The sequence below is a fragment of the Streptomyces sp. NPDC002324 genome, assembly GCF_053593335.1.
In genome coordinates this window covers 138,955-161,720 of sequence record NZ_JBSFCF010000022.1, presented here as the reverse complement: position 1 = coordinate 161,720, position 22,766 = coordinate 138,955, and the positions used below count along the sequence as shown (strand labels likewise).

Here is a 22,766-nt window from a genome sequence, read left to right as displayed (position 1 = left end):
ATCCCCCTCTGAACCCCCACGGGAGCCGACATGACCATCAAGGTCGTCCGGGGAAACCCCACCCCCGAGGAACTCGCCGCCGCACTCGCCGTCGTCCGCGCCCGCACCGCAGCAGCAGCCGTAGCCGTCCCCGAAGCGCCTGCGCAGCCGAACGAGTGGGCGGACAAGAAGCGCGCCATCCTCCGCGACGCCCTCGCGCAGCCGGGACCGACGACCTGGCGCACCTCCTATCGGCTCCGCTGAACCCGTCCGGGTACGTTGCGCGGCACGCTAGTACCCATTTGTACAGCTCGGGTTTCACGCTGGGCGACCACCCGCCGGTCCCGGAGGAGGCATCCATGGGGGACTGGCGCGGTGACGGCCCCGCCTGACTCGCGCGACCGGTGCCCGCGCAAAACTGCACGCAGGCGCGTCGTCGACACTCGCCGGCGAGACGAACCGCTGCGCCAGGCCGAGGCGATCATTCCGGCCGAAGGCTTCACCGCGGTGACCATGGATGGGCTCACCCGGCGGGCTCGGGTGCTCCATGGCGACGCCCAGTTGGTGCTGGCGGTCACCGGCGCCTTCTTCCGGGACGCGACAGCCGAGATCGAGCAGGCCGTCCAGGCCGAGCCCGACCCCCGTCGGCGCATCCGGGTCCACCTCGCCGGCGTCGGCACGGCCATGCGCCGGCACTCCCACGCGTTCTACGACGACATGGTCGGGTACGGGCCGACGGCACAGATCTACCGCACGAACTCAGCCGCCGCGGCGCACCGGGTCCACGTGACGCTCCTCCGCGTGCGACGACGCCGTCACGCGACATGGTCGAACCCGGCCACCCTCACGCAGTACACCCCGAACCGGTTGGCCACGGTGCTCGCGGGGTCGTCAGGCCACCGCGTTCAGCAGGTCGGCCAGCAGGTCGGGCCGTTCCAGGGCGATGAAGTGGCCTGCTCCCGGCACCTGCGTGAAGTCGGCGGCCGGCAGCAGTTTCTTGTTGGCTTCCCGGTCGGAGGGCCGGGACCAGTCGTTCTCCCCGTAGACGAGGTGGACGGGTGCCTTGACCTCGGGGTAGCGCGAGCGGGCGGCGATGAGGCTGGGCATGTTCTGGTACACGGCTCGGGCGACGGTCGAGTAGCCGGGGCGGCTGCCCACCTGGAGGAGTTCGTCGAGGTAGTCCTCCCGCAGCGCGCTCTTGTCGACCAGTCCGCCCTGCAGGATTTTGCGGACGACGGGCTTGGGCTGCACCCCGGCGACCACCGGGCCCACTCCCGGAGTGAGGACACCGCTGACCACTCCACGGGCGAGGAGACTGGAGCGGGCGATCCCGCCGGGGAAGTCGTAGGTGTTCACCGCGACGACGCGCCGGACCCGCTCGGGCAGGTCGGCCGCGGCGGTCAGGGCGAGCACCGCTCCCATGGACTCCCCGACCAGCGTCACGTCGTGGAGGTCGAGTTCGGTCAGCAGCCGCTCGACGCCCGCGCGCATGGCCGGCTCGTCGTACGACGCGCCGGGCACGATCTCGGAGTAGCCCATCCCCGGCAGGTCGAGGGCGTACACGGTGTACTGGTCCGAGATCATCGGGATGAGGAGGCGGAAGTGCTCGGCCTGGGTGCGCACGGTGTGCAGCAGGACGAGCGGAGCGCCGGTGCCCGCCTTGAGGTAGCGCAGCGTTCCCTCGTGACCTTCGTGTCCCGTGCGCGGGGCGATGGTGTGGCTGGTGGTCCCCGGGATCTGGATCGTGGGACGCGGTTCCTGGCTGGACATCTCGTCGGTTCCTCTTCCTGCTCGGTTACGGCTGTTCGGCTAATCGGTCGACTACGGCTACGGTTACTTGGCCAGTTGGGCGTACAGGCCCGCGAGGTCTCCGGCGAGGCCCGCCTTGACCTGGCGGGTGATGTCGTCGGCGAGCACCTCGTACGCTCCGGTCTCGATGCCGTCGAGGGCCAGAGCGGCGACATCACGAGGCGCGGACTTGGGTGCCTCGACGCCCGCCGCCAGGTCCGTGTCCACGTAGGCGACGTGCAGTCCGGTGACGCCGATGCCGCGCGGCTGCAGTTCCAGGCGCAGGGAGTTCGTCTGCGACCACAGTGCGGCCTTGGACGCGCTGTAGGAGCCGCCGAGGGCCAGCCAGGAGAGCACGGAGTGCACGTTGAGGATGTGTCCGCCGCCGTTGCGCTCGATGACCGGCACGAAGGCCCGGGTGACCAGCAGGGGGCCGTAGAAGTTGGTCTCGAACTCCCGGCGCACGTCCTCGACCGGGGAGTCCAGGAAGGACGCGCCGACCGAGGCGCCGGCGTTGTTGATCAGTACGGTGACGTCCTTCGCCTGCGCGGCGGCCGCGGCCACGGCCGCGGGGTCGGTGACCTCCAGAGCCACCGGGACGGCGTCGGGGTGCGTTACGGTGCGCGGGTCGCGGGCCGTGGCGTAGACCTTGCCGGCGCCGCGGGCGTACAGCTCCTCCACCAGGGCCTTGCCTATGCCGCGGCTGCCGCCGGTGACGAGGACGTTCGCGCCCTTGAGAGCGGTCATGACTGCCTCCACAGAGTGAGAAACCGATCGGTTTCCACAACAGTAAACCGATCGGTTTCCCGGCGCAAGTCCCGGGAGACGAAAGGAGGCGACAAGTCGGCGGTTCAAGGCGCATGGCGAAGTGCTCCGCCTCCGGCTCCTGCACCGCACGGCCGCCACGGTTTTCGACCGGGGCACGGCCGCGCCGAGCCTGCGACAGCTCGCGGCGGACGCGAAGACCTCCACGGCGGCGGTCTACTTGCTGTTCGGCAGTAAGGCAGGTCTGCTCGGCAGCCTGTATCAGGAGGCCGTACGCCTCTGCGTCGAGCGCCTGGGCGCGGTCCGCCCGACGGGCGACCCTGCCGGGGATGCGATCCGTATCGGGCTGGCCTATCGGGAGTGCGCCGTGGTCAACCCGCACCTCTACGCGATCCTCTTCTCCGACCGCGATGCCCAGTGCCCGTCCGACGCGGAGCGGCCGCGTGAGGTCGTCGAGACGTACCGGCCCTCGTCGACGCGATGCGCCGCGGGCGGCGGGCAGCGGGCCGGGCGGTTCGGTTCCGCGTCCGACGCCGAGGTCATCGCGCTGTCGGTCTGGGGAACGGCCCACGGCCTGGTCTCCCTGGTGCTGTCCGGGGACGAGCCGCCGGGGCCGGCGGTCGCCGACTGCAGGCCGTGCCGCGCCGCGAGTGGGCTGACGGGGGCGGGGACGGGCTCTGCGGCGGCGGAGACAGTGGCACGACTCGGGCTCGCGTGCGGAAGCCGATCGGTTTGCGGTGTGGACTGTTCGGTTTCTCGCCGTGTGGGCGGGTGAGTGCCAACCCGAGTCGCAAACGGTGCGGATGACTGTCGCGCGAGACGCCGCGTAGGTCACCGAGACTGGCTGGTGCGACGTGACGGACTGCAGCGCATCCCCGTCACCGTCGAGACCGAGCCCGAGGAGGCGGCGGTCCCGGCGTGGCGAATCTCCGCACGTCCCCGGGGCAGGGCGCTTCTCGGATGGCCCCGTACGGCACCCCATCCTGGAAACCGATCGGTTTTCATTCCGTCGGAATCGAGTTAACCTCGCAGCATGACCACCGAAACGAAATCAGGCCCGAGGGAGCGGCTGCTGGAGGCAGCGGCCACACTCACCTACCGAGACGGCGTCGGCATCGGCGTCGAGGCCCTGTGCAAGGCGGCAGGGGTGTCCAAGCGCTCGATGTACCAGCTGTTCGCGAGCAAGGACGAACTGCTCGCGGCAAGCCTGGAGCGGCGCACTGCCGCCTACGTGGCGGCCCTGCTGCCCGCGGCGGATGACGATCGTTCCCCCCGAGAGCGGATCCTGCATGTCTTCGCGCAGGTGGAATCGCAGTCCGGTGGGCCCGATTTCTACGGCTGCCCCTACCTGGACGCGCAGATCGAGCTCAAGGACCAGAACCATCCCGCGAGCCGGGTCGCCCGGCAGGTCAAGGAGAGCTTGACCGCCTTCTTCCGTGGCGAGGCGGAGCGGGGCGGGGCGAGCGATCCCGGTCTGCTGGCCCGGCAGCTCAGCCTGGTCTTCGACGGCGCCAGCGCCCGCGCGGGCATCGGGGCGGACACGCTGACCGGGCTCGTCGCGCCCACGGTGATCACCCTGCTCGACGCGGCGGGCGCGCGCTGACGCATCGCCCCTCCAAGGTGTGCCCCTGTCGCCGGCCCAAGGCGATCGTCGCGGCGGCGACCGACGCCAGGCCGAAGCTGCGCTACACCGCGGGCCCCATGGCCGGACGCGTCAGCACCCTGCGCCGTTTCGTGCCCGCCGGGGCCTTCGACAAGTAGATCCGCAAGATCAACCGCCTGGCCGGATGACGAGCGGATTCACGCGGAGACGGCCCCTCGCCGCGACGGCCGTCGCCCGTCCGTCCCACCTGCCGCATCGCTGACCCACCCCCAACCGGACCGGGGTCGTAGCGCCACACGGATCCGCAGTGCGGCAAGTGGCCCGTCTCGCCGCGCAGGCCCTCGACCAGTGCGGTGGCCGACTCCAGGGTGAAGCAGAGCAAGTCGATCACGGCGTCGGGAGCCGGCCCGGCCACCGTGCGGCCGAAGATGCCTGCCGCGTCCTCGCGCTGCCGGTCGGCCACGACCTGACGCACCCGTCGCCATTCGGGAGCATCGGTGTAGGCGGTGCTGCTGCCCCGGCTGATGTCGATCACTACGGTGTCGGCCCGGACGCTGTGCCGCCGGCCGGGCCGCGCCGGATGAGGCCGCCATCCCGCCTGCGCGCGACCGCCGGTCGGCGGTCTGGTCACTTGTCGGTGATGAACGGGGCGCGGCCGATCTGGGTGGAGTCGGAGACCTGCTGGAGGTAGTACGCGGCGGCGTTGGCCCGTGACAGGCGGATGCCGCCCCTGTCGCCGACGGCACGGACGTTGAGGGAGGCGGTCCTCGGGCCGTTGGACAGCATGGGGAAGCGGACGATGGTCCACTTCAGCCCGGACTCGCGCACGATCCGGCCGATGGCCACGATGGATTCGTAGGCCACGGGTTGGAATTTCCTTACGGCCGTGACCATGAGGCCGATCTTGGCTTCCTTGCCGTCTGCCGGGTCGGTGATGCTCGGCGTACCCATCGCCACCAGACGCTCGACACCGTGCTCGCGCATGGCCGCGACGATGTGGTGGTAGCCGGTGATGAGTACGGGGACGTCCGCCTTCTTGAGGGTCGGGCCGAGCATGCTCAGCACGGCGTCACTGCCGCGTATGGCCTGGGAGATGCTCCGGGGGTCGTCGAGTTGTCCTTGGACGGCGGTGAGCCGCTCGTGCGTGGGCAGCTTCGAGGGTGTGCGGGCGTAGGCGACCACGTCATGGCCCTCGGCCAGGGCCTGGTCGAGCAGCAGCAGGCCTGTGGGGCTGGTGCCGCCGAAGACAGTGATACGCATGAGATCCAATCCCTGGATTATTTGGACGACTTGATACGGATTGATGTGGCTTGAGGCCCATTTGGGTAACTTGAGAAGACTTGAGGTGAGTTGCTGCGCCCTTGGGTGAGTGTCAGGGCATGAGGGACGTCGGGGTGCGGGTGTGGGTGTGGGTGCTGCGGTGCAGGCGCTGCGTTACGCGGGGGACGTCAGTGGCGCTCGGGAACTGCGCAGTCGTCGGGGCCGCAGGCTGGGGTCGAGCCGGGCGTGGGGGGCGGCGGGAGGGTGTCGTTCCAGGCTGTGCGCAGTAGTTCGAGCAGCGTGTCGCTGTCCTGGGCTCCGGGAACGCCGTAGCGGTCGTCGATGACGATGAACGGGGCCCCACGCGCGCCCATGCGGCGTGCCAGTCGGGCGTCGTGCTGGACCTGCTGCCGGTAGTGGCGCTCGTCGAGGACGCGACGGGTCTCGCCGCGGTCCAGGCCCACATCGCCCGCCAGATTCACGAGGTCCTCCAGAGCGAAGACCGGATCTCCATGGCCGAAGTAGGCGCGGAAGATCGCGTGCCATGCCTCGCGGTTCCTGCCCCGAGCTGTGGCGTGGGCGAGGAACTCGTGCGCCAGGTCGGTGTTGCCGACCTCGTTGTCCAGCACCCGGTAGGGGCTCAGGCCCTCGCTCCGCGCGAGCGCCTCGATCCGCCTGGCAGACCTCTCCGCGTGGTCCGCGTCGAGGTCGTGCCGACGTAGCAGCGCCTCGCGGACGGGGAAGGTGTGCCCCTCGGGGAAGCCGCTGCTCAGCGGGAACGAGTGGTGGACCACCTCCACCTGGTCGCCGTGCTCGAATCGCTCGACGGCTCGCTCCACCCGGTGCTTCCCCAGACCGCACCAGGGGCAGGTCACCTCGGACCACACGTCCAGCTTCATCGCCCGCGCCTCCGTCCAATTCCTACGTGTTGTGCGTAACGCCATGGTGGACCAGTATGGGAGTCCCTACAAAAGGCACATCGGTGTGCGTGCCGGAGAGGAATGTGTGCCATGGGCACGGCAGGCGAGACGGATACGACGAGGGCTGCGGCGATCGGACCGTGTGCGGCCATTCCCGCCGATCAGATGGTGTTCATCCGGCAGATCCTGGACCGTGTCGGCGACAAGTGGAGCCTGCTGCTGATCGCGGTCCTGGAGACGGGCCCGCTGCGCTACACCGAACTTCAGAGGCGGGTCCCGGGTATCTCCCAGCGCATGCTCAGCCTCACGCTGCGCCAGCTGCACGAGGACGGCCTCGTCACCCGCACCGCATACGCCGAGGTGCCGCCGCGTGTCGAGTACACCCTCACCCCACTCGGGCGTGGCCTCCATGAGATCGTCACGTCGCTGATCGGCTGGGCCGCCGATCACCACGACGAGATCCGGTTCAACCGCGACCGAGCCGCAGCCACCGGCTCCTGACGCCGGAACCGGCCCGACCCCCTCCGCCCCTCGGCCCTGGTCCCGGACTAGGCCGACGAGCGAGCAGGTGAGCGCGCTCGCCGACCAGGGCTTTCGTGCGGTCGCCCCCGATGCCCGTGGCTTGTGGCTTTTCGCCCGGCGTGCGCCCGATGTATGCCAACGCCTACGGGGGTGAGTGAATTGGTCGGGGTCGTACTGACGATCGCGGACGCGCTCGCCCGGAACCGCTTCGACCTCGTCGGGCGCGACTGGGGCGGTGCCGTCGCCTGGTAACGGCATGTTCCCGAGAGCTGACGCAATCCTGACGGGGGCTTTGCCGCATCCATCTTGTTCCTGCGACTTATGTGCAGAAGTCTGGGGAAGCGGCTGAAAACAGCCGCTCACCGCGCGTGTTCGCCGCGCCGAGAGTGAGGCTCACGCCCCCATGCCGACCGCTCCCGATTCCTCCGCCCGTCCGGACGCCCCAGTCGGTGGGCACGGACACTCGTGGCACCGCCTCCGTGCGTCGATGACCCGCAAGGAGTGGGCAAGCCTGGGCGGGATGGCGGCGTTCATCCTGGCCCTGCACGTCATCGGCTGGTTCACGCTGGTCGCCGTCGTCGCCCCGCACCACTACAGCCTGGGCACCAAGACGTTCGGTATCGGTATCGGTGTCACCGCCTACACGCTCGGCATGCGGCACGCCTTCGACGCCGACCACATCGCGGCCATCGACAACACCACCCGCAAGCTGATGAACGACGGGCAGCGCCCCCTGTCCGTCGGGTTCTGGTTCTCCCTCGGACACTCCACCATCGTCTTCGCCCTCGCCTTCCTGCTCTCTCTCGGCGTCAAGGCCCTGTCCGGACCGGTCGAGAGCGACGACTCCACCCTGCACGGCGTCACCGGGTGGATCGGGACGACGGTCTCCGGGGCCTTCCTCTACGTCATCGCGGTCATCAACCTGGTGATCATGGCCGGGATCTGGAAGGTCTTCCGGCAGATGCGCTCCGGCCACTTCGACGAGGCCGCGCTGGAGGAGCAGCTGAACAACCGGGGCTTCATGAACCGCCTCCTGGGCCGCGTGATGAAGTCGATCACCAGGCCCTGGCAGATGTACCCGCTCGGTGCCCTGTTCGGCCTCGGCTTCGACACGGCCACGGAGATCGCCCTGCTGGTGCTGGCCGGGTCGGGGGCTGCTTCCGGCCTGCCCTGGTACGCGATCCTGTGTCTGCCGATCCTGTTCGCGGCCGGCATGTCACTGCTGGACACGATCGACGGCACCTTCATGAACTTCGCCTACGGCTGGGCCTCTTCCAGGCCGGTCCGCAAGGTCTACTACAACCTCACCATCACCGGCCTGTCCGTCGCCGTCGCCCTCCTCATCGGCACGGTCGAACTGCTGGGCCTGCTCGCGCAGGAGGCGGGGCTGCACGGCCCGTTCTGGGACCGGGTCTCCGGCCTGGACCTCAACATCATCGGATATGTCGTCGTCGGGCTGTTCTTCGCGACCTGGGTGATCGCCCTGCTGGTGTGGAAGGTCGGCAGGATCGAGGAGAAGTGGACCTCAGGGCTGAGTCGCACACCCACCTCCGCGGAGTAGGAGCCTTCGGGGCTCGCGGCGGACGGCTTCCCACCGCTCCAGTCGGCGCAGCCCGCGCACCGGCCGTACACCAGCGGCGATCGGGTGGAGTCCGGCCGTAGCCCGGCATTCCGGCCGCTGGCCGCTCGTGTCATGCCCCGTCGGCAGTGAAAGCGACATGACAGCGAGACGTCCTCCGGGTCCGCCACGCAACTGTGGTCCTAGGACCTATGCCTGATCGGCAATCAGTCGTAAATGCTGTTAGCGTGCACCTGCACACAAGTGGCAATTACGTGTCGGAGGACGTTGGACATGGCGGTTTACACGCTCCCGGAGCTTCCCTACGACTACGCGGCACTCGAACCGGTCATCAACCCGCAGATCGTCGAGCTGCACCACGACAAGCACCACGCGGCGTACGTCAAGGGCGCGAACGACACCTTGGAGCAGCTGGCGGAGGCGCGGGACAAGGAGCAGTGGGGCTCGATCAACGGCCTGGAGAAGAACCTGGCCTTCCACCTCTCCGGGCACATCCTGCACTCCATCTACTGGCACAACATGACCGGCGACGGCGGTGGCGAGCCCCTGGCCGCGGACGGCGTGGGCGAGTTGGCCGACGCCATCACCGGGTCCTTCGGCTCGTTCGCGGGCTTCAAGGCCCAGCTGACCAAGGCGTCCGCGACCACCCAGGGCTCCGGCTGGGGCGTACTGGCGTACGAGCCGCTGAGCGGTCGCCTGATCGTGGAGCAGGTCTACGACCACCAGGGCAACGTCGGCCAGGGCTCCACCCCGATCCTCGTCTTCGACGCCTGGGAGCACGCCTTCTACCTGCAGTACAAGAACCAGAAGGTCGACTTCATCGACGCCATGTGGGCCGTCGTCAACTGGCAGGACGTGGCCAGGCGCTACGCCGCCGCCAAGGAGCGCGGCGACAGCCTGCTGCTCACCCCCTGAGCGCTGACGCCGTGACCGTGACGGCGTCCGCACCGACGTCCTGCTCGTGATCGTCTTCTCAACCTTCACCGGGCAGGCGGCAAGGCGAAGGGCCCTCGCAAGGACGTGACTTGCGAGGGCCTTTCTCCATCCGCTCAACGCGCCGTCCGGGGTCCGGCCCTGCTCTGCAGGCCCCGGGGCGGGCCGGCTTCGCGGACGTATCCGTGGGCGGCGAGTTCACGGCCGACCTGCGGATGCGAGCGGGCCCCCGACGCGCCGCAGCAACAGCAACCCTGTGCCGTGCGCTGCGGATCGCCTTACCGACGACGGCGTGCTGCACCGGAACGCGAGCACCTCCGTCCCGTGTCTCGTGTGCCGTGTGCCGTGTGCCGTGTGCCGTGTGCCGTGTGCCGTGTGCCGTGTGCCGTGTGCCGTGTCCCAAGTCCCGTGACCGATCGCACGACCCGACGACGCGGCGATCTTGATAGCCTCGGGGAGCCAGTCGAGCCACATCCGAGGCCAGGGAATCCGGTGCGAATCCGGAACTGACGCGCAGCGGTGAGGGGGACGGGTGGGGCACGCATGCCACTGGGAGACCGGGAAGGCGCCCCGTCCGGACGAACCCGAGTCCGAAGACCTGCTGGCACCTCCGCACCCGTGTGCGGAGGGACGTCCGTAGGCCAGGCTCCGCGAACGAGCCCCGACCACCGAGGTACGCCCGTGCTCCGCACCGCCCTCCGTCCCGCTGCCTTCCTCCTTGCTCCCGCGCTACTGCTCACCGCCTGCGGCGGTTCCACAGGCGGCACCGAGGACACCAAGCCGTCCGTCGGCGCGGACTACCCGCGCACCATCGACAACTGCGGCCGGAAGGTCACCCTGAAGTCGGCTCCGCAGAGGGCCGTCTCGCTCAATCAGGGCACCACGGAGATCCTGCTCTCCCTCGGCCTCGCCGACCGCGTGGCAGGCACCGCCACCTGGACCGACCCGGTCATGAAGGGCCTGGACAAGGCCAACGCGTCCGTGCCCCGGCTCGCCGACAACGCGCCCTCCTTCGAGAAGGTCCTGGACGCCGAACCCGACTTCGTCACCGCCTCGTTCGTCTCCACCCTCGGCAAGGGCGGCGTCGCCACCCGCGATCAGTTCGAGAAACTGGGCGTGCCCACGTACGTCTCGCCCTCCGACTGCTCGGCCGGCAAGGACAACGACAGCGGTGGCGACGGATCGCGCAGCAAGCCCCTCACCCTGGACGCCGTCTACGGCGAGATTCACGACCTGGCCCACGCGTTCGACGTCGACGCCCGCGGCGACAAGCTCGTCGCCGAGTCGAAGGAGCGGGTGCGCAAGGCGACCGAAGGGCTGGACGCCTCCGGCGTCTCGCTCATGTACTGGTTCGCCAACTCGCAGTCGCCCTACCTCGCCGGCTGCTGCGGTGCACCCGGCGCCATCACCCGGGCCGTCGGCGCGAAGAACGCCTTCGCCGACACCCATGACGAGTGGCCCCAGATCGGCTGGGAGACCGTTGCCGACCGTGACCCCGACGTCATCGTGATCGGCGACCTCACCCGCAGGCAGCAGACCGCCGAGACCGCCCAGGCCAAGATCCGCTTCCTGGAGACCAACCCCGCCACTCGTCACCTGACCGCCGTCAAGAAGAAGCGGTACGTCCTGCTCAGCGGGCAGGCGATGAACCCCTCCATCCGCACCGTCGAAGGGATCGAGAAGGTCGCCGCCGGCCTGCGCGACTTCGGGCTCGTCAAGTGAGCCCGCGCGCACTGCTGTTGACCGGCGGCGGCTGCGCCGCGCTGCTCGCGTCGGTCGCCGTCGCGGTGACGATCGGCCCCGCCGACATCTCGGCCGGTGACGTCTGGGCCTCCGTTGCCGCCCATCTCGGCCTCGGCGAAGGCACCTTGGCGCCGCTGCGGGACGGCATCGTGTGGAACCTGCGCATGCCCCGCACCCTGCTCGCCGCGGTGTGCGGGGCCGGACTCGCGGTCTGCGGGGCGGTCATGCAGTCCCTGCTGCGCAACCCTCTCGCCGACCCGTTCGTCCTCGGCGTCTCCTCCGGCTCCTCCACCGGAGCGGTCGCCGTCGTCGTCCTGGGCGTGGGCGGGGGAGTGGTGTCCCTGTCGGCGGGGGCGTTCCTCGGCGCGCTGCTCTCCTTCGCCCTGGTGTTGCTGCTCAGCCACACCCTCGGCGGCAGCACCGACCGCGTCGTCCTGTCCGGGGTCGCCGTCATGCAACTCTTCTCCGCCCTGACCTCGTTCATCGTCCTGACCTCCGCCGACGCCGAGACCACCCGTGGCGTGCTCTTCTGGCTGCTCGGTTCGCTCACCGGCGCCGACTGGGGCCAGGTGGTGCTCTGCGCGGTCGTCCTGGCCGTGGTCCTGCTGGTCTGCCTCGCGTACGCCCGCACCCTGGACGCGTTCGCGTTCGGTGAGGAGGCCGCGGCATCGCTGGGCGTCCACGTGGCCCGTACCCGGCTGATCCTGCTCTGCGCCACCGCGCTGCTCACCGCCGCACTGGTCAGCTGCGCCGGAGCGATCGGGTTCGTCGGCCTGGTCCTGCCCCATGCCACCCGCGCTCTCACCGGGGCCGGCCATGCCCGTCTGCTGCCGGTCACGGCGCTGACCGGAGCCGTCTTCCTGGTGTGGGTGGACACCCTCGCCCGCACCGTCCTCGACCCCCAGGAGGTCCCGGTGGGCGTACTGACGTCCCTCATCGGGGTACCGGCGTTCGTGGCCGTGCTCTGTCGCGGACGGAGAAGGACATGACCAGCCTGCACGCGAACCGGGTCGTGCGGCGCATCGGCGACAAGGTCGTCGTCGACGGCGTCACCCTCGCCCTCCGCCCCGGTGAGACCGTCGGTCTGCTCGGCCCCAACGGTTCGGGAAAGTCGACGCTGCTCAGGCTGCTGGCCGGGGTTCTCGCGCCGACCGGCGGAGTCGTCACCCTGGACGGGCGTCCGCTCACCGAGGTCCGCCGCCGTGCCATCGCCCGCCGCGTCGCCACCGTCGAACAACACGCCCACACCCAGACCGAACTGACCGTCCGCGAGGTCGTCGCCCTCGGCCGCATCCCGCACCGTCGCGCCTGGACACCGCCCACGGCGGCCGACGCGGAGGCCGTCACCGAGGCCCTGGCACGCACCGGACTGGCCGACCGGTCCGACCAGTCCTGGCACACCCTGTCCGGCGGCGAGCGCCAGCGCACCCAGATCGCCCGCGCCCTCGCGCAGAAGCCCCGCGAACTCCTGCTCGACGAACCGACCAACCACCTCGACATCCAGCACCAACTCGATCTGCTGGACCTCGTCGCCGATCTGCCGGTCACCACCGTGATCGCCCTGCACGACCTCAACCTCGCCGCGATGTACTGCGACCGCCTGCTCGTCCTGCGCGACGGCCGCGCCGTCACGCAGGGCACTCCGACCGAGGTCCTGACTCCGAGCCTCATCGAACAGGTCTACGGAGTCCGCGCCGAGGTCACCCATGCCCCCGGCCACCCCGCGATCCGCTTCCTCCGCCCCACGGCCCAGGACGGATCCGCCCGCGAGAGGAGCACGACGAGCGATGCCTCGACAGCGATCTGAAGCAGCACAAAGGAAACACAGCCGGGCCGAACCGGCGCCGTGCCGCATCGTGGTCTGCCGGGACTGCTGCTGCGGAACCCCGAAAGTCACCGGAGTCGATCACACCCGGCAGGTCGAGCGGCTGTCCGAGAACGCCCCCGTGCGTGTCGCGGCCTGCCTCGACGTCTGCGAGCACGCGAACGTCATCGTCGTCCAGCCCTCGTCCGCCGCACGCGCGGCAGGCGCCCGCCCGGTCTGGCTCGGCCTCGTCAACGACTCCGACGCCACCGAGGACATCGCCGCCTGGGTACAGGCCGGCGGCCCCGGTGTCGCTCCCTGCCCCGACATCCTCGACCTGTACGTCTTCACCCCTCCCCGGAGGGCGCGGCGCGATGACGATCGCTGAAGCCCCCGCCGCGACCCGCCGGTCACGCCGCATCGACGCCACAGCACTCGCACAGCACTCGCGGCGCACCCCGGCCTCCCCGGAGGCGCCCACCGGCAATTCGGTTGCCCAGAGGCCGTAGTGCGGGGATAGGTTCGCGGGCGTGGATGCAATGGACCTGCTCAAGCGATCCGGCGGTCCCGTGACCCGGAGCCGCATCAGCCATGACCTGGCGCAACTCGGCCTCGGCGACGGCGATCTCGTGATGTTCCATACCCGCATGTCCGCCATCGGCTACGTGGCCGGCGGAACGGAGACGGTCATCGAGGCCCTGCGTGATGTGGTGGGATCGCAAGGGACCTTGATGGTGACCTGCGGCTGGAACGACGCGCCGCCGTACGACGTCGTGACCTGGCCGCAGGCCTGGCAGGATGCCCTGCGCGAGGAACACCCCGCCTACGACCCGGACTTCAGCGAAGCCGATCACAGCAACGGCCGGCTCCCCGAAGCGCTGCGCCGCCGGCCCGGAGCGATCCGCAGCCGCCACCCGGATGTCAGCTTCGCGGCCCTGGGGTCCGCGGCAGCCGCCCTGATGGCCGACCATCCCTGGGACGACCCCCACGGCCCCGGCAGCCCCCTGGCGGGATTGACCGCCGGTGGCGGCCGGGTGCTCCTGCTGGGAGCACCCCTGGACACCATGACGCTCCTGCACCACGCCGAGGCCCTCGCCGACGCCCCCGGCAAGCGGTTCGTGGACTACGAGCAGCCCATCCTCGTGGACGGCCGCCGGGTCTGGCGCCGCTTCCACGACATCGACTCGGAAGAAGGCGCCTTCGACTACTCCTCTGCGGTGGCCGAAGGACGGGAGCCGTTCGAAGTCATCGTCCAGGAGATGCTCGCTGCGGGAATCGGTCGGCAAGGCAGGGTCGGCGCGGCCGAGAGCCATCTGTTCGAGGCCGCGGAGGTCGTCGACTTCGCCACCACCTGGATCGAGGACAGACTGAGCAAGTAGAGGTGTGGCCGACTTCGTGGTCGTGTCGGTTCCCCGTGTTCGTGTCGGTTCCCCGTGTTCGGTCGGTTCCCCGGCGATCCAGTGTGCAGCGACGAGAGGAAGTCTTCCCGTGGTCACCTTCAGGACGAAAGGCGGCTCGGTGCAAGGCTTTCGGGCCTCTGCCGGTGTCGTCGCCGTCCTGGGCATCCCCTATGCCGCCCCGCCGTTCGGAGCGGGCCGGTTCCGGGAACCTCTTCCGGCGCCGACGTGGGCCGGTGTGCGGGCGTGCACGGAGTACGGCCCGATCGCCCCGCAGTCGGCACAGCTGCCCGGGGCGCCCCCGTGGTCGCCCGACGAGGAGGAGATCCTCACCGTCAACATCTGGACGCCGGCACCCGAGGGCGGCCACCTGCCCGTCCTGGTCTGGATCCACGGCGGCGCCTACACCATCGGATCCTCGGCCCAACCCGACTTCGACGGCACGGCGCTGGCCCGCGCCGGTCTGGTCGTGGTCACCCTCAACTACCGGCTCGGCTTCGAGGGCTTCGGCCATGTCCCCCGAGCCGAAGGACCGGTCCACCCGGACAACCGGGGACTGCTCGACCAGGTCGCGGCCCTGCGCTGGGTACACGAGAACATCGCCGCCTTCGGTGGCGACCCGGGCAACGTCACGGTCGCCGGCCAGTCCTCAGGGGCCGCCTCGGTCGCCTGCCTGATGGTGATGGATCGTGCCCGGGGGCTGTTCCACCGTGCCATCGCCCACAGCGCCGCCAGTCCCTGCTACACACGCGAGATCGCTGCCGCGACCACCCGTGAGGTCGCCGCGGCGGCGGGCTGTCCCGCGACGGCCGAGGGCCTGACGTCCGCGACCGCGCAGGCGCTTGTCGCCGCCTCCGACAGGGTGGTCGACGACTACCGTCGCGACCCCGGCTCCGGATCCCGCCACTACGACCCCGTGCTCTACGCGCCCGTCCTCGACGGCGACGTCCTGCCCACCGACCCCCTCACCGGGATGGCAAACGGTGCGGCCCGGGGAGTGGACCTGCTGGTCTGCCACACCACGGAGGAGTACTGGCTGCTCGACGCCGTCGGCAGCAGCGCGAAGGTCACCACCGATGCTCAGCTCGCGCGATTCGCCGCGGACTTCGGCCTGCCCGACGGCCTGGTGGCCGGCTATCGCGCCGCGTTGCCCCAGGCCCCGGTGCTCGACATCTACCTCAGCGTCTTCGGCGACCTGCTGTTCGGCGAGTACAGCAACCGACTCGCAGAGCAGCATGCCCGAGCGGGCGGCCGGGCGTTCCTGTCGCGTTTCGACCGTCGTCGTGCCGCGCCACCCGACGCGGTGGTGCGGGCGTGGCACTGCGCGGACATCCCCTTCGCCTTCGGCAACCTCGACGGTGACAGCGTGTCCTTCCTCATCGGCGGGACACCCACTTCCGCAGACCATGGACTTTCACGCCGCATGGTGCGCGCGTGGGCCGATTTCGCCGCCACCGGGAATCCTGGCTGGCCATCCGTCGACAGCTCCACCCAGAACAGAGTCTGGAGCGCCGACGACACCCCCGCCGACGAGGGACCCGCCGCTGTCCGTGCCCTCTGGGCCAAGGCCGGCTTTCCACTCCTGTGCCCGTGACCTGGAAGCTCCTCGGCGCCGCGCGGAGACCGTAGATCTGTGGCTCCGTGCCCCGACGTACCACCTCTCCCACGTTGGCCGGAGTCCGACTTGCCTGACCGGAAAGTCGAAGATAACTTTCCCAGCAGGAAAGTGACGCGGGGAGTGGAGGGGCGGACGTGAGCACGCCGATGGATGCCGAACAGGCATGGAGAGACCTGCAGCGCATCCGCGTGCCGCAGGAGCGGGTGTACGACGAGGTCGAGCGGTCCGCCGCGAGCAGTTCGGGCACTCCTTGGGCCACGGCCGCGCTCATGTGGCTCTTCCTGGCGGGTCTGGGGTTCGACCTGCCCGGATGGGGCGTGGGTCTGGCCGCCGCCGCGTACGTGGCGCTGCTGAGCGCGCTGGCCGTGCTCCACAACCGCCGCAGCCGGGTGCGCCTGCACCACACCCGGTGCACCGGGCCGATGCTCGCCACCTTCGTCGCGGGGGCGGTGGTGACCGGTGGGACGGTCCTGCTGTCCGGTCGGCTGGTCGACGCGCTGGAACCGATGCCGGGCAGTCTGATCCAGGCCACGGTCTCGGCGACGGTGTTCGTGCTGTTCGTCGGGCCGACGAGCCGCTGGGCGGCCAGGTCGGCGCGGCGCCGCGGCGCACAGGTGGCAGAAACGGGAGCGGGCGGCGCGGGGGAGGACCGATGAGCACCCCCGCCGGCTTCGACGAACTGATCCACCCCGCCACCCGGCTGTCGGTGGTCGCGCTGCTCGCGGCCACCGAATGGGCGGACTTCGCGTTCGTCCGCGACAGCCTCTCGCTCAGCGACTCGGCGCTCTCCAAGCAGCTGCACACCCTGGAGGAGGCCGGATATCTGGAGCTCCACAAAGAGGGCGGCGGACGCAAACGGCGCACCAGGGTACGGCTGACGGACCGCGGACGCGGCGCCTTCGAGGGGCACGTCGCGGCGCTCCGGGCGATCGTCGAGGGCTCCGGTCCTCCCGCGTCGACCGGAGCACCGCTACCACCGCGACACCCCTCGGGGGCAGGACGATGACGCCGAAGCCCACTGCCGGCCAACCCGTCGTCCGCGCGCGCGGCGTGACGATGGCGTACGGCGACATCGACGTCCTCCACGGTGTCGACCTGGACATCCGACGCGGCGAGGTCTTCGCGCTTCTCGGGCCCAACGGCGCGGGGAAGACCACCACCGTCGAGATCCTGGAGGGCTTTCGACGCCGCTCCGCCGGCGAGGTGAGCGTCCTCGGTACGGACCCGGAGCACGGCGGCGACGCGTGGCGCGGCAGGATCGGACTGGTCCTGCAGTCCTGGCGCGACCACCGCCGCTGGCGGGTCGCCGAGCTGCTGACACACTTCGCCACGTACTACCCCGACCCGCGTGACCCGGCCGGGCTGCTGGCCCTGGTCGGCCTCACCGACCAGGCAGGCCAACGGGTGGACCGGCTGTCCGGTGGCCAGCGCCGACGGCTGGACGTCGCGCTCGGCATCGTCGGCCGCCCCGAACTCCTCTTCCTGGACGAGCCGACCACCGGTTTCGACCCTCAGGCGCGGCACGAGTTCCATGTCCTGGTCGAACGGCTGGCCCGCGACGACGGCGTCACCGTCCTGCTCACCACCCACGACCTGGTGGAGGCCGAGCGCCTGGCCGACCGGATCGCCATGCTGGTCGGCGGACGGATCCGAGCCTGCGGCACCCCCGCTGAACTGGCCCGGCGGGCCGCCGCCCGGGCCGAGGTCCGCTGGACGGCCGACGACGGAACGATGCGCCGCGAACGCACCGAGGACCCCTCACGGCTGGTCTGGGAACTCCACCGGCACGCGGACGGCCCGATCGCCGGCCTGGAGGTCCGCCGCCCGACGCTGGAGGACACCTACCTGCACATGGTGCACGGGGACTCCGGCGGCAGGGACAGGTACACGGACGAGGAGGCACGGTCAGCGTGAACAGGACAGCCATGACGAACAGTTGGCGTGCCGGGATCCAGCGCGGCGGCATCGAACTGCGCCACCTCCTGCGCAACGGCAAGGAGATGTCCGGCCACCTGACCAATGTGGTCGTCGCGCTGGCCGTCGCCGCCTGGCTCAGCGACGACGTACCCGGCACCCGTACACCGATGGCCCATCTGGTGCTGGCAGGCTTCGCCGCCTACCTGCTGTTCCAGATCGGACTGATCAACCTGCCCCAGATACTCGTGACCGAGCGGGAGGAGGGTGCCCTGCTGCGGCTGCGCGCCACGCCCGGCGGGATACCGGCCTACCTCGTTGCCAAGTGTGTGCTGGTGGTCGTCGTGGCGGTCGGCACCCTGGCCCTGCTCCTGGCGGCCGCGGCGCTGCTGGTGGACGGGCCGCTGCCCCGGGGGCCCGGCGACTGGCTGACACTGCTGTGGGTCACCACGCTCGGGCTGCTCGCCGTCGTACCACTGGGCGCGGCCATCGGCGCCGTACTGCCCAACCCGCGCGAGGCGCTGGCGTTGATCATGCTGCCGACGATGGGGCTCCTCCTCATCTCCGGAACGGTGTTCCCGATCACCTCGCTGCCCGTGCCGGTCCAGCATGTCGCCGCCGTCTTTCCGCTCAAGTGGACGGCGCAGGGCCTGCGTTCGGCGCTGCTCCCCGACGCGGCACGGTCCGCCGAAGCGGCCGGCTCCTGGGAACTGCCCATGGTGGCCCTGGTGTTGACAGCCTGGGCGCTGCTCGGCTTCCTTCTCGCGGTACCCCTCCTGCGGCGCGCCGCCCGGCGCGAGTCCGGCTCCCGCCTGTCCGCGCGCCACCACAAGGCGGCACAGAGCGGCGCGCTGTCCGCATAGGCGAGCCGCGCAAGAGGGCAGCGCGTCCAGCAGGCGCTCGCCGCCCACACGTCGGCCGGGGGTCCGCGCCCCGCCTCCTCAGGACGCATCCGGTGCAGCCGTGGGCCGCGCGGGGATCCGGCGATGGATGTCCTCCACAGAGTGCGCGGGTTCGGCCGAGGCCAGCTGTGGCGTCGTGAACCCGTCGAACATCTCGTGCTGGAAGACCTCGCTCATGCGGCGCGTCGACTGGGTGGTCGAGCCCCCGACCGGTGCCTCGTAGTGACGCCACGGCGTTCCGTACAACCCCGCTGACCGCTGCTCTCCGCCTTGACGGCGGCCTTCGGCCGATCATGTGCTCCCCTCGAGGAACGCACCCGATCAGCCCGAAGGCCGCCTGGGCTGTGGCTCGGACCGGCCGTGCCCGTGGCTCGCACGGGCCACTGACGTCGGGGTTTCTCAGCCGCCCACGACAGGCTTGGATCCGATGGCCGCGCAGGCCGCCTCGTCCGTGGGATGCCCGTCCGCCGGGTAGATCACCGGAGCGCCGAGGGCGCCCGGGGCGCCGGTGTCCGAGGACTCGCCGTTGTCGGGCTGCGCATTCGGGTGGTAGCAGGCCACGAACCGGGTCGGCTTGGCGGTGTCCGGTCCCGTGCCGGCTGCGGACTCGCCCCACATCCGCTTCCAGGCTGCCGCGCAGGAACGGGCGGCGTCCCGCGGATCGAACTCGGTCTTCAGCGGCAGCTGGCTCAGGTCCGCCTCGGCCGACAGGGTGCGGGCGCACATGACGTTGCGCCCTTTCTCGTCCCACGGCCCGAGAGTGGCGACGGCCGTGGCCGTGGCACCTGCCAGGAGCGCGGCCGTGGCGGCGCCCACCAGGATCAGGCGCCGACGCCTCGGCACACCGACCGGGGCGGGCGGCTGTTCGGTACGCCGCAGGATGTCCCGCAGTACGGCCTGGCCGTCGGCGGACGTCGCCCACTCCTCGACGTCAGGTCGCAGCGCGCGGATGGCACCGAGGTCGGGCGCCTGGCTCTGCTTGGTGGTGGCCGTCTGCTTCATGCTGACTCCTGCTCGGCGAAGCTGGGGTGGGGGCGGGGGTGAGCGACCTGGACCGGTTCTGCCCGGCCCGCGCGGGTCAGCGCCGCCCTGAAGCGCTTGCGGGCCCGGTGCAGGCGCACCGCGAAGGCGGTGGTGCTGCAGCCCATGACCACGGCCGCCTGTCTGGCCGTCAGGCCGTACCAGGCGCTCAGCAACAGGGTCTCCCGGTCCTGCTCGGACAGCGCCGACAGCGCGGCGGCGACCTCGGTACGCGTACCGAGGTCGTCACCGATCTCCGCCGCCCCTGCCCGGTCGGCCATGGCCGCCATGCGCTCGGACAGTGCCCGGTGGCGTTGATCGGAGCGCACACGGTTGGCGAGCAGCCGTCGTGCCGAGGCGAGCAACCACGGCAGGGCGTCGTCGGGCACGGAGTCGGACTTGCGCCAGGCCAGTACGAAGGTCTCCGACAGGATGTCCTGCGCCGTCTCCCGGTCCGTGCGGTGCAGGAGATACGCGCGGACCCGGTCGGCATGAGCCGTGTAGAGGGCTTCCAGTGCCCTGTGCCCGTCGGGGTCCGCGTGCTCATCGGCGGTATCTCGTCGTCGTGTCACAACACCTCCATGGTTCCGGTCGCGACAGCCAACAGGCCGTCAACCGGGAGATGTGCGGCAGGGCCGGATTCCTTACAACGTCCGCCATCGTCACCGAGGGCGGCCGCACGCGTACGACGCGGAACAGGCCTGTCCAGCCATCCGGGGGCGATCAGTCGACGGGTTCCAACCGGACACAGCACCGATCCGGGCGGCCGGGCGACAGACAGGTTGTATACCCGCGGTGCCCAGCCCGTGCAGGGCACCGCGCAGCAGATACAGGTTCATGCCGCACACCGTCTGGGTGTGCTCAGGGGCCAGGGCGTGGAAGGGGCAGTTGCCGAGGACGACGGCGCCTTCCTCCTGTCCCGGCTCGAAGCCGTACCGCTCGAACAGATCGAGGAGGCTCCCGCCGGCCGACTCTCCCAGCTGCGTGCCGAGTTCCTCGGCCTTGCGGTGCAGCACCTCCCACACCGGCTCGCCGGTCGCCGCGGATTCCTCGACGGACTGTGCGAGGAGTCGCCCGGCGAGCTCGTAGCGCCGGTCCGGCAGGCTGACCGCGATCTGTGTCGTCGACCGCCGGTAGAGCTTCGCCGGCCGGCCCGCACCCGGTCCGGCCCGCCCGCTGCGTCGCTCGTAGACGACGTCGAGCAGGGACTCGTCCGCCAGGCGGTCGAGGCGGAAGGCCGCGGTCGGCGCGCGTGGCGTGCGCTGCTCGCCGATCCCGGCTACCAGGCGCTCGTGATCCTGCGAGCCGCCTTCACGGTGGCGCCGATCCTGTTCGGACTGGACAAGTTCGCCAATCTGCTCGTGGACTGGCCGTCTACCTCGCGCCGTGGATCGACGACCTCGCTCCCGGCAGTGCCCAGGCGGCCATTGTACGCAGTGGGCATGATCGAGATCGTGGCGGGCATCGCCGTGGCCCTCGCCCCCGGTTCGGAGCCTGGCTGGTGAAACCGGCGCGAGCCACGCCGGGTGATCGCACGACTCGCCGAGACGCGGCGAGCGCCCCCGCCTGTCGGCGGGGGCGCTCGCGTACTCCGCTGCTACTTCACTGCGTGCGGCTGTTCTCCTGGTCACGCCTCCTTGGACCGTCAGGCGTGAGCGTGTCCGCGCCGGTGTCCGCGGTTCGTGAACAGCCGGTACAGCGCGAGGAGGATGACGGACCCGATGATGGCTGCGATCCAGGTGGACAGATCGAAGAAGCCGTCGATCGAGTCGACTCCGAAGATCACCTTGCCGAGGAAGCCTCCGAGAAGGCCTCCAGCGATACCGATGAGCATGGTGACGATGATTCCGCCCGGGTCTTTGCCCGGCATGAGCGCCTTGGCAATGGCCCCGGCGAGCAGACCGATAGCTATCCACGCGATGATGCTCATGGCAGCGACTCTCCCTTGCGTTCGATTCGCCAGACGTGTTTCCAAGGAACACGTCGCCAAACTGCGGTCAACGCCGAAGACTCGGACGCACCGCCTGGGAAGGGGCCGGAGAGCGGTCCATGGGCATGCCGAGCAGGCCGCGTCCACGGCGTTTGCGAAGCCCCGACAGCGAGGTGTCGTTCGAATGTGGGACGGCTGCGGCGGGGGTGCCGTCGATGCGGCTCCACCCGCGGTCGCTAGGCGATGCCGCCGTTGCTCATCAGCAGCTGACCGTTGATCCACTCGCCTTCTCCGGAGCACAGGAAGGCCACGAGGTGCGCGGTGTCCTGCGGAGTGCCCACACGGCCGAGCGGGGCGCTGCGGATGCAGTGATCCCGGATCTCCTCCGACATCCAGCCGGTGTCGACCGGTCCGGGGTTGATCGCGTTGGCGGTCACGCCCAGGTGGGCGAGTTCACGGGCGGCGGCCAGGGTGATGCGGTCCAGGGCTCCCTTGCTCGCCCCGTAGGGCAGGTTCCCGACGGTGTGATCACTGGTGAGGCTGATGATCCGGCCGGTACCCGGGGCGGAGGCGAAACGGCTCCCGAACTCGCGGATGAGCAGCCATGTGGCACGCGCGTTGACGGCGAAGTGGCGGTCGAAACTCTCGACCGTGGTGTCGAGGAGACCGGAGTCGACCGACTCGCAGTGGCACATGACCAGCGCGGTGACCTTGCCGAGGCGTTCTTCGACTTCGTCGAAGACGCGTGGCGGGGTGGACGGGTCGGCGAGATCCGCCTCGACGGCCGCGGTGGACGCGCCGTGCTGGGCCAGAGTGTGACGGATCGCTTGCGTCGCGCCGGGCTCCCTGCCCCAGGGCATGCGGTCGTCGTAGGGGGTCCAGTAGGTGAAGGCGATGTCCCAGCCCGACGCGGCCAACCTGCGAGCGATGCCGGCGCCGATGCCGACGGTGCGACCCACGCCGGTGACCAGAGCGATCGGGCGGGCGGCCGGAGTGTCCCCTCCGTGGGCGGGCTGATCCTGATCCTTGCTGATCGTCACGGTCCGAGATCGTCCACGACCCACACCGGAGCGTCAATCGCATTTCCCT

The 22,766-nt window shown here is 70.4% G+C and carries 25 protein-coding genes, 2 pseudogenes and 1 riboswitch; of the genes and pseudogenes, 18 read left to right on the top strand and 9 right to left on the bottom strand.

Features of this window, described 5'->3' with window-relative positions:
- Nucleotides 1–30 precede the first annotated feature (30 nt).
- Nucleotides 31–243, top strand: a complete 213-nt coding sequence (locus ACWCRJ_RS26860) for an acyl-CoA carboxylase epsilon subunit (protein WP_450941703.1) — start codon at nucleotides 31–33, stop codon at nucleotides 241–243.
- 627 nt (nucleotides 244–870) lie between these two features.
- Here ACWCRJ_RS26860 and ACWCRJ_RS26855 read toward each other — a convergent pair.
- Entirely contained in the window at nucleotides 871–1,749 is an 879-nt protein-coding gene (locus tag ACWCRJ_RS26855; RefSeq protein ID WP_450941702.1) for an alpha/beta fold hydrolase, read from the bottom strand.
- Between the two features lie 63 nt (nucleotides 1,750–1,812).
- The gene (locus ACWCRJ_RS26850) at nucleotides 1,813–2,514 is read right to left on the bottom strand and encodes an SDR family oxidoreductase (RefSeq protein WP_450941701.1); all 702 of its coding nucleotides are present in this window, start codon (nucleotides 2,512–2,514) and stop codon (nucleotides 1,813–1,815) included.
- Between the two features lie 121 nt (nucleotides 2,515–2,635).
- On the opposite strand from ACWCRJ_RS26850, the gene ACWCRJ_RS26845 reads away from it, so the two are divergent.
- The 3 genes and pseudogenes from ACWCRJ_RS26845 to ACWCRJ_RS26835 all read left to right on the top strand — a co-directional run.
- Nucleotides 2,636–3,307 (top strand): TetR/AcrR family transcriptional regulator, encoded by a 672-nt coding sequence (locus ACWCRJ_RS26845; RefSeq protein WP_450941700.1) that lies wholly within the window; start codon nucleotides 2,636–2,638, stop codon nucleotides 3,305–3,307.
- Nucleotides 3,308–3,565: 258 nt separating this feature from the next.
- Nucleotides 3,566–4,135 carry a TetR/AcrR family transcriptional regulator gene (locus ACWCRJ_RS26840; protein WP_450941699.1) on the top strand — a complete coding sequence of 190 codons (570 nt, stop codon included), beginning with the start codon at nucleotides 3,566–3,568 and terminating at the stop codon, nucleotides 4,133–4,135.
- 38 nt (nucleotides 4,136–4,173) lie between these two features.
- Nucleotides 4,174–4,293, top strand: a pseudogene (locus tag ACWCRJ_RS26835) (short-chain dehydrogenase/reductase); the annotation flags it as partial.
- Between the two features lie 469 nt (nucleotides 4,294–4,762).
- On the opposite strand, the gene ACWCRJ_RS26830 reads toward ACWCRJ_RS26835, so the two are convergent.
- Nucleotides 4,763–5,395, bottom strand: a complete 633-nt coding sequence (locus ACWCRJ_RS26830; protein WP_450941698.1) for an NAD(P)-dependent oxidoreductase — start codon at nucleotides 5,393–5,395, stop codon at nucleotides 4,763–4,765.
- Nucleotides 5,396–5,583: 188 nt separating this feature from the next.
- The gene (locus ACWCRJ_RS26825; protein WP_450941697.1) at nucleotides 5,584–6,294 is read right to left on the bottom strand and encodes a DsbA family oxidoreductase; all 711 of its coding nucleotides are present in this window, start codon (nucleotides 6,292–6,294) and stop codon (nucleotides 5,584–5,586) included.
- Between the two features lie 111 nt (nucleotides 6,295–6,405).
- Here ACWCRJ_RS26825 and ACWCRJ_RS26820 point away from each other — a divergent pair, with 111 nt between their 5' ends.
- The 14 genes from ACWCRJ_RS26820 (at nucleotide 6,406) to ACWCRJ_RS26755 (ending at nucleotide 18,950) form a co-directional block, all read left to right on the top strand.
- A complete protein-coding gene (locus tag ACWCRJ_RS26820; protein WP_450941696.1) occupies nucleotides 6,406–6,816 on the top strand; it encodes a winged helix-turn-helix transcriptional regulator in 411 nt (136 codons plus the stop codon).
- 424 nt (nucleotides 6,817–7,240) lie between these two features.
- A complete protein-coding gene (locus ACWCRJ_RS26815) occupies nucleotides 7,241–8,398 on the top strand; it encodes a HoxN/HupN/NixA family nickel/cobalt transporter (protein WP_450941695.1) in 1,158 nt (385 codons plus the stop codon).
- A gap of 291 nt (nucleotides 8,399–8,689) precedes the next feature.
- Nucleotides 8,690–9,331 (top strand): superoxide dismutase, encoded by a 642-nt coding sequence (locus ACWCRJ_RS26810; protein ID WP_450941694.1) that lies wholly within the window; start codon nucleotides 8,690–8,692, stop codon nucleotides 9,329–9,331.
- A 461-nt stretch (nucleotides 9,332–9,792) separates the two neighbouring features.
- A riboswitch (cobalamin riboswitch) is annotated at nucleotides 9,793–9,969 on the top strand.
- Between the two features lie 61 nt (nucleotides 9,970–10,030).
- A complete protein-coding gene (locus tag ACWCRJ_RS26805; RefSeq protein ID WP_450941693.1) occupies nucleotides 10,031–11,071 on the top strand; it encodes an ABC transporter substrate-binding protein in 1,041 nt (346 codons plus the stop codon).
- Nucleotides 11,068–12,081, top strand: a complete 1,014-nt coding sequence (locus tag ACWCRJ_RS26800) for a FecCD family ABC transporter permease (RefSeq protein WP_450941692.1) — start codon at nucleotides 11,068–11,070, stop codon at nucleotides 12,079–12,081. Before ACWCRJ_RS26805 ends, ACWCRJ_RS26800 begins: the two co-directional genes overlap by 4 nt.
- Nucleotides 12,078–12,899, top strand: a complete 822-nt coding sequence (locus ACWCRJ_RS26795) for an ABC transporter ATP-binding protein (protein WP_450941691.1) — start codon at nucleotides 12,078–12,080, stop codon at nucleotides 12,897–12,899. The genes ACWCRJ_RS26800 and ACWCRJ_RS26795 overlap by 4 nt, the downstream gene beginning before the upstream one ends.
- Nucleotides 12,880–13,284, top strand: coding sequence for a (2Fe-2S) ferredoxin domain-containing protein (locus ACWCRJ_RS26790; protein WP_450941690.1), 405 nt, complete (start codon nucleotides 12,880–12,882; stop codon nucleotides 13,282–13,284). Before ACWCRJ_RS26795 ends, ACWCRJ_RS26790 begins: the two co-directional genes overlap by 20 nt.
- Before the next feature lie 142 nt (nucleotides 13,285–13,426).
- Nucleotides 13,427–14,275, top strand: a complete 849-nt coding sequence (gene aac(3), locus ACWCRJ_RS26785; protein WP_450941689.1) for an aminoglycoside 3-N-acetyltransferase — start codon at nucleotides 13,427–13,429, stop codon at nucleotides 14,273–14,275.
- A 109-nt stretch (nucleotides 14,276–14,384) separates the two neighbouring features.
- Nucleotides 14,385–15,887 carry a carboxylesterase/lipase family protein gene (locus tag ACWCRJ_RS26780; RefSeq protein ID WP_450941688.1) on the top strand — a complete coding sequence of 501 codons (1,503 nt, stop codon included), beginning with the start codon at nucleotides 14,385–14,387 and terminating at the stop codon, nucleotides 15,885–15,887.
- Between the two features lie 170 nt (nucleotides 15,888–16,057).
- The gene (locus ACWCRJ_RS26775) at nucleotides 16,058–16,567 is read left to right on the top strand and encodes a hypothetical protein (protein WP_450941707.1); all 510 of its coding nucleotides are present in this window, start codon (nucleotides 16,058–16,060) and stop codon (nucleotides 16,565–16,567) included.
- Entirely contained in the window at nucleotides 16,564–16,917 is a 354-nt protein-coding gene (locus ACWCRJ_RS26770) for a transcriptional regulator (RefSeq protein ID WP_450941687.1), read from the top strand. Before ACWCRJ_RS26775 ends, ACWCRJ_RS26770 begins: the two co-directional genes overlap by 4 nt.
- Nucleotides 16,914–17,825: an ABC transporter ATP-binding protein gene (locus tag ACWCRJ_RS26765; protein ID WP_450941686.1), complete on the top strand. Its 912-nt coding sequence runs from the start codon at nucleotides 16,914–16,916 to the stop codon at nucleotides 17,823–17,825. The genes ACWCRJ_RS26770 and ACWCRJ_RS26765 overlap by 4 nt, the downstream gene beginning before the upstream one ends.
- 11 nt (nucleotides 17,826–17,836) lie before the next feature.
- Entirely contained in the window at nucleotides 17,837–18,688 is an 852-nt protein-coding gene (locus tag ACWCRJ_RS26760) for an ABC transporter permease (RefSeq protein ID WP_450941706.1), read from the top strand.
- 127 nt (nucleotides 18,689–18,815) lie between these two features.
- The gene (locus ACWCRJ_RS26755; RefSeq protein WP_450941685.1) at nucleotides 18,816–18,950 is read left to right on the top strand and encodes a hypothetical protein; all 135 of its coding nucleotides are present in this window, start codon (nucleotides 18,816–18,818) and stop codon (nucleotides 18,948–18,950) included.
- Between the two features lie 176 nt (nucleotides 18,951–19,126).
- Here ACWCRJ_RS26755 and ACWCRJ_RS26750 read toward each other — a convergent pair whose 3' ends face one another.
- From ACWCRJ_RS26750 to ACWCRJ_RS26730, 5 genes and pseudogenes are all read right to left on the bottom strand, one after another.
- Nucleotides 19,127–19,729 (bottom strand): hypothetical protein, encoded by a 603-nt coding sequence (locus tag ACWCRJ_RS26750; RefSeq protein WP_450941684.1) that lies wholly within the window; start codon nucleotides 19,727–19,729, stop codon nucleotides 19,127–19,129.
- Complete coding sequence (locus tag ACWCRJ_RS26745; RefSeq protein ID WP_450941683.1) at nucleotides 19,726–20,319, bottom strand: RNA polymerase sigma factor; 594 nt, start codon at nucleotides 20,317–20,319, stop codon at nucleotides 19,726–19,728. Before ACWCRJ_RS26745 ends, ACWCRJ_RS26750 begins: the two co-directional genes overlap by 4 nt.
- Before the next feature lie 151 nt (nucleotides 20,320–20,470).
- A pseudogene (locus ACWCRJ_RS26740) lies at nucleotides 20,471–21,092 on the bottom strand (helix-turn-helix transcriptional regulator).
- 300 nt (nucleotides 21,093–21,392) lie between these two features.
- Nucleotides 21,393–21,677: a GlsB/YeaQ/YmgE family stress response membrane protein gene (locus ACWCRJ_RS26735; protein ID WP_013006167.1), complete on the bottom strand. Its 285-nt coding sequence runs from the start codon at nucleotides 21,675–21,677 to the stop codon at nucleotides 21,393–21,395.
- A 236-nt stretch (nucleotides 21,678–21,913) separates the two neighbouring features.
- Nucleotides 21,914–22,717, bottom strand: coding sequence for an SDR family oxidoreductase (locus ACWCRJ_RS26730; RefSeq protein WP_450941682.1), 804 nt, complete (start codon nucleotides 22,715–22,717; stop codon nucleotides 21,914–21,916).
- Between the last annotated feature and the right edge of the window lie 49 nt (nucleotides 22,718–22,766).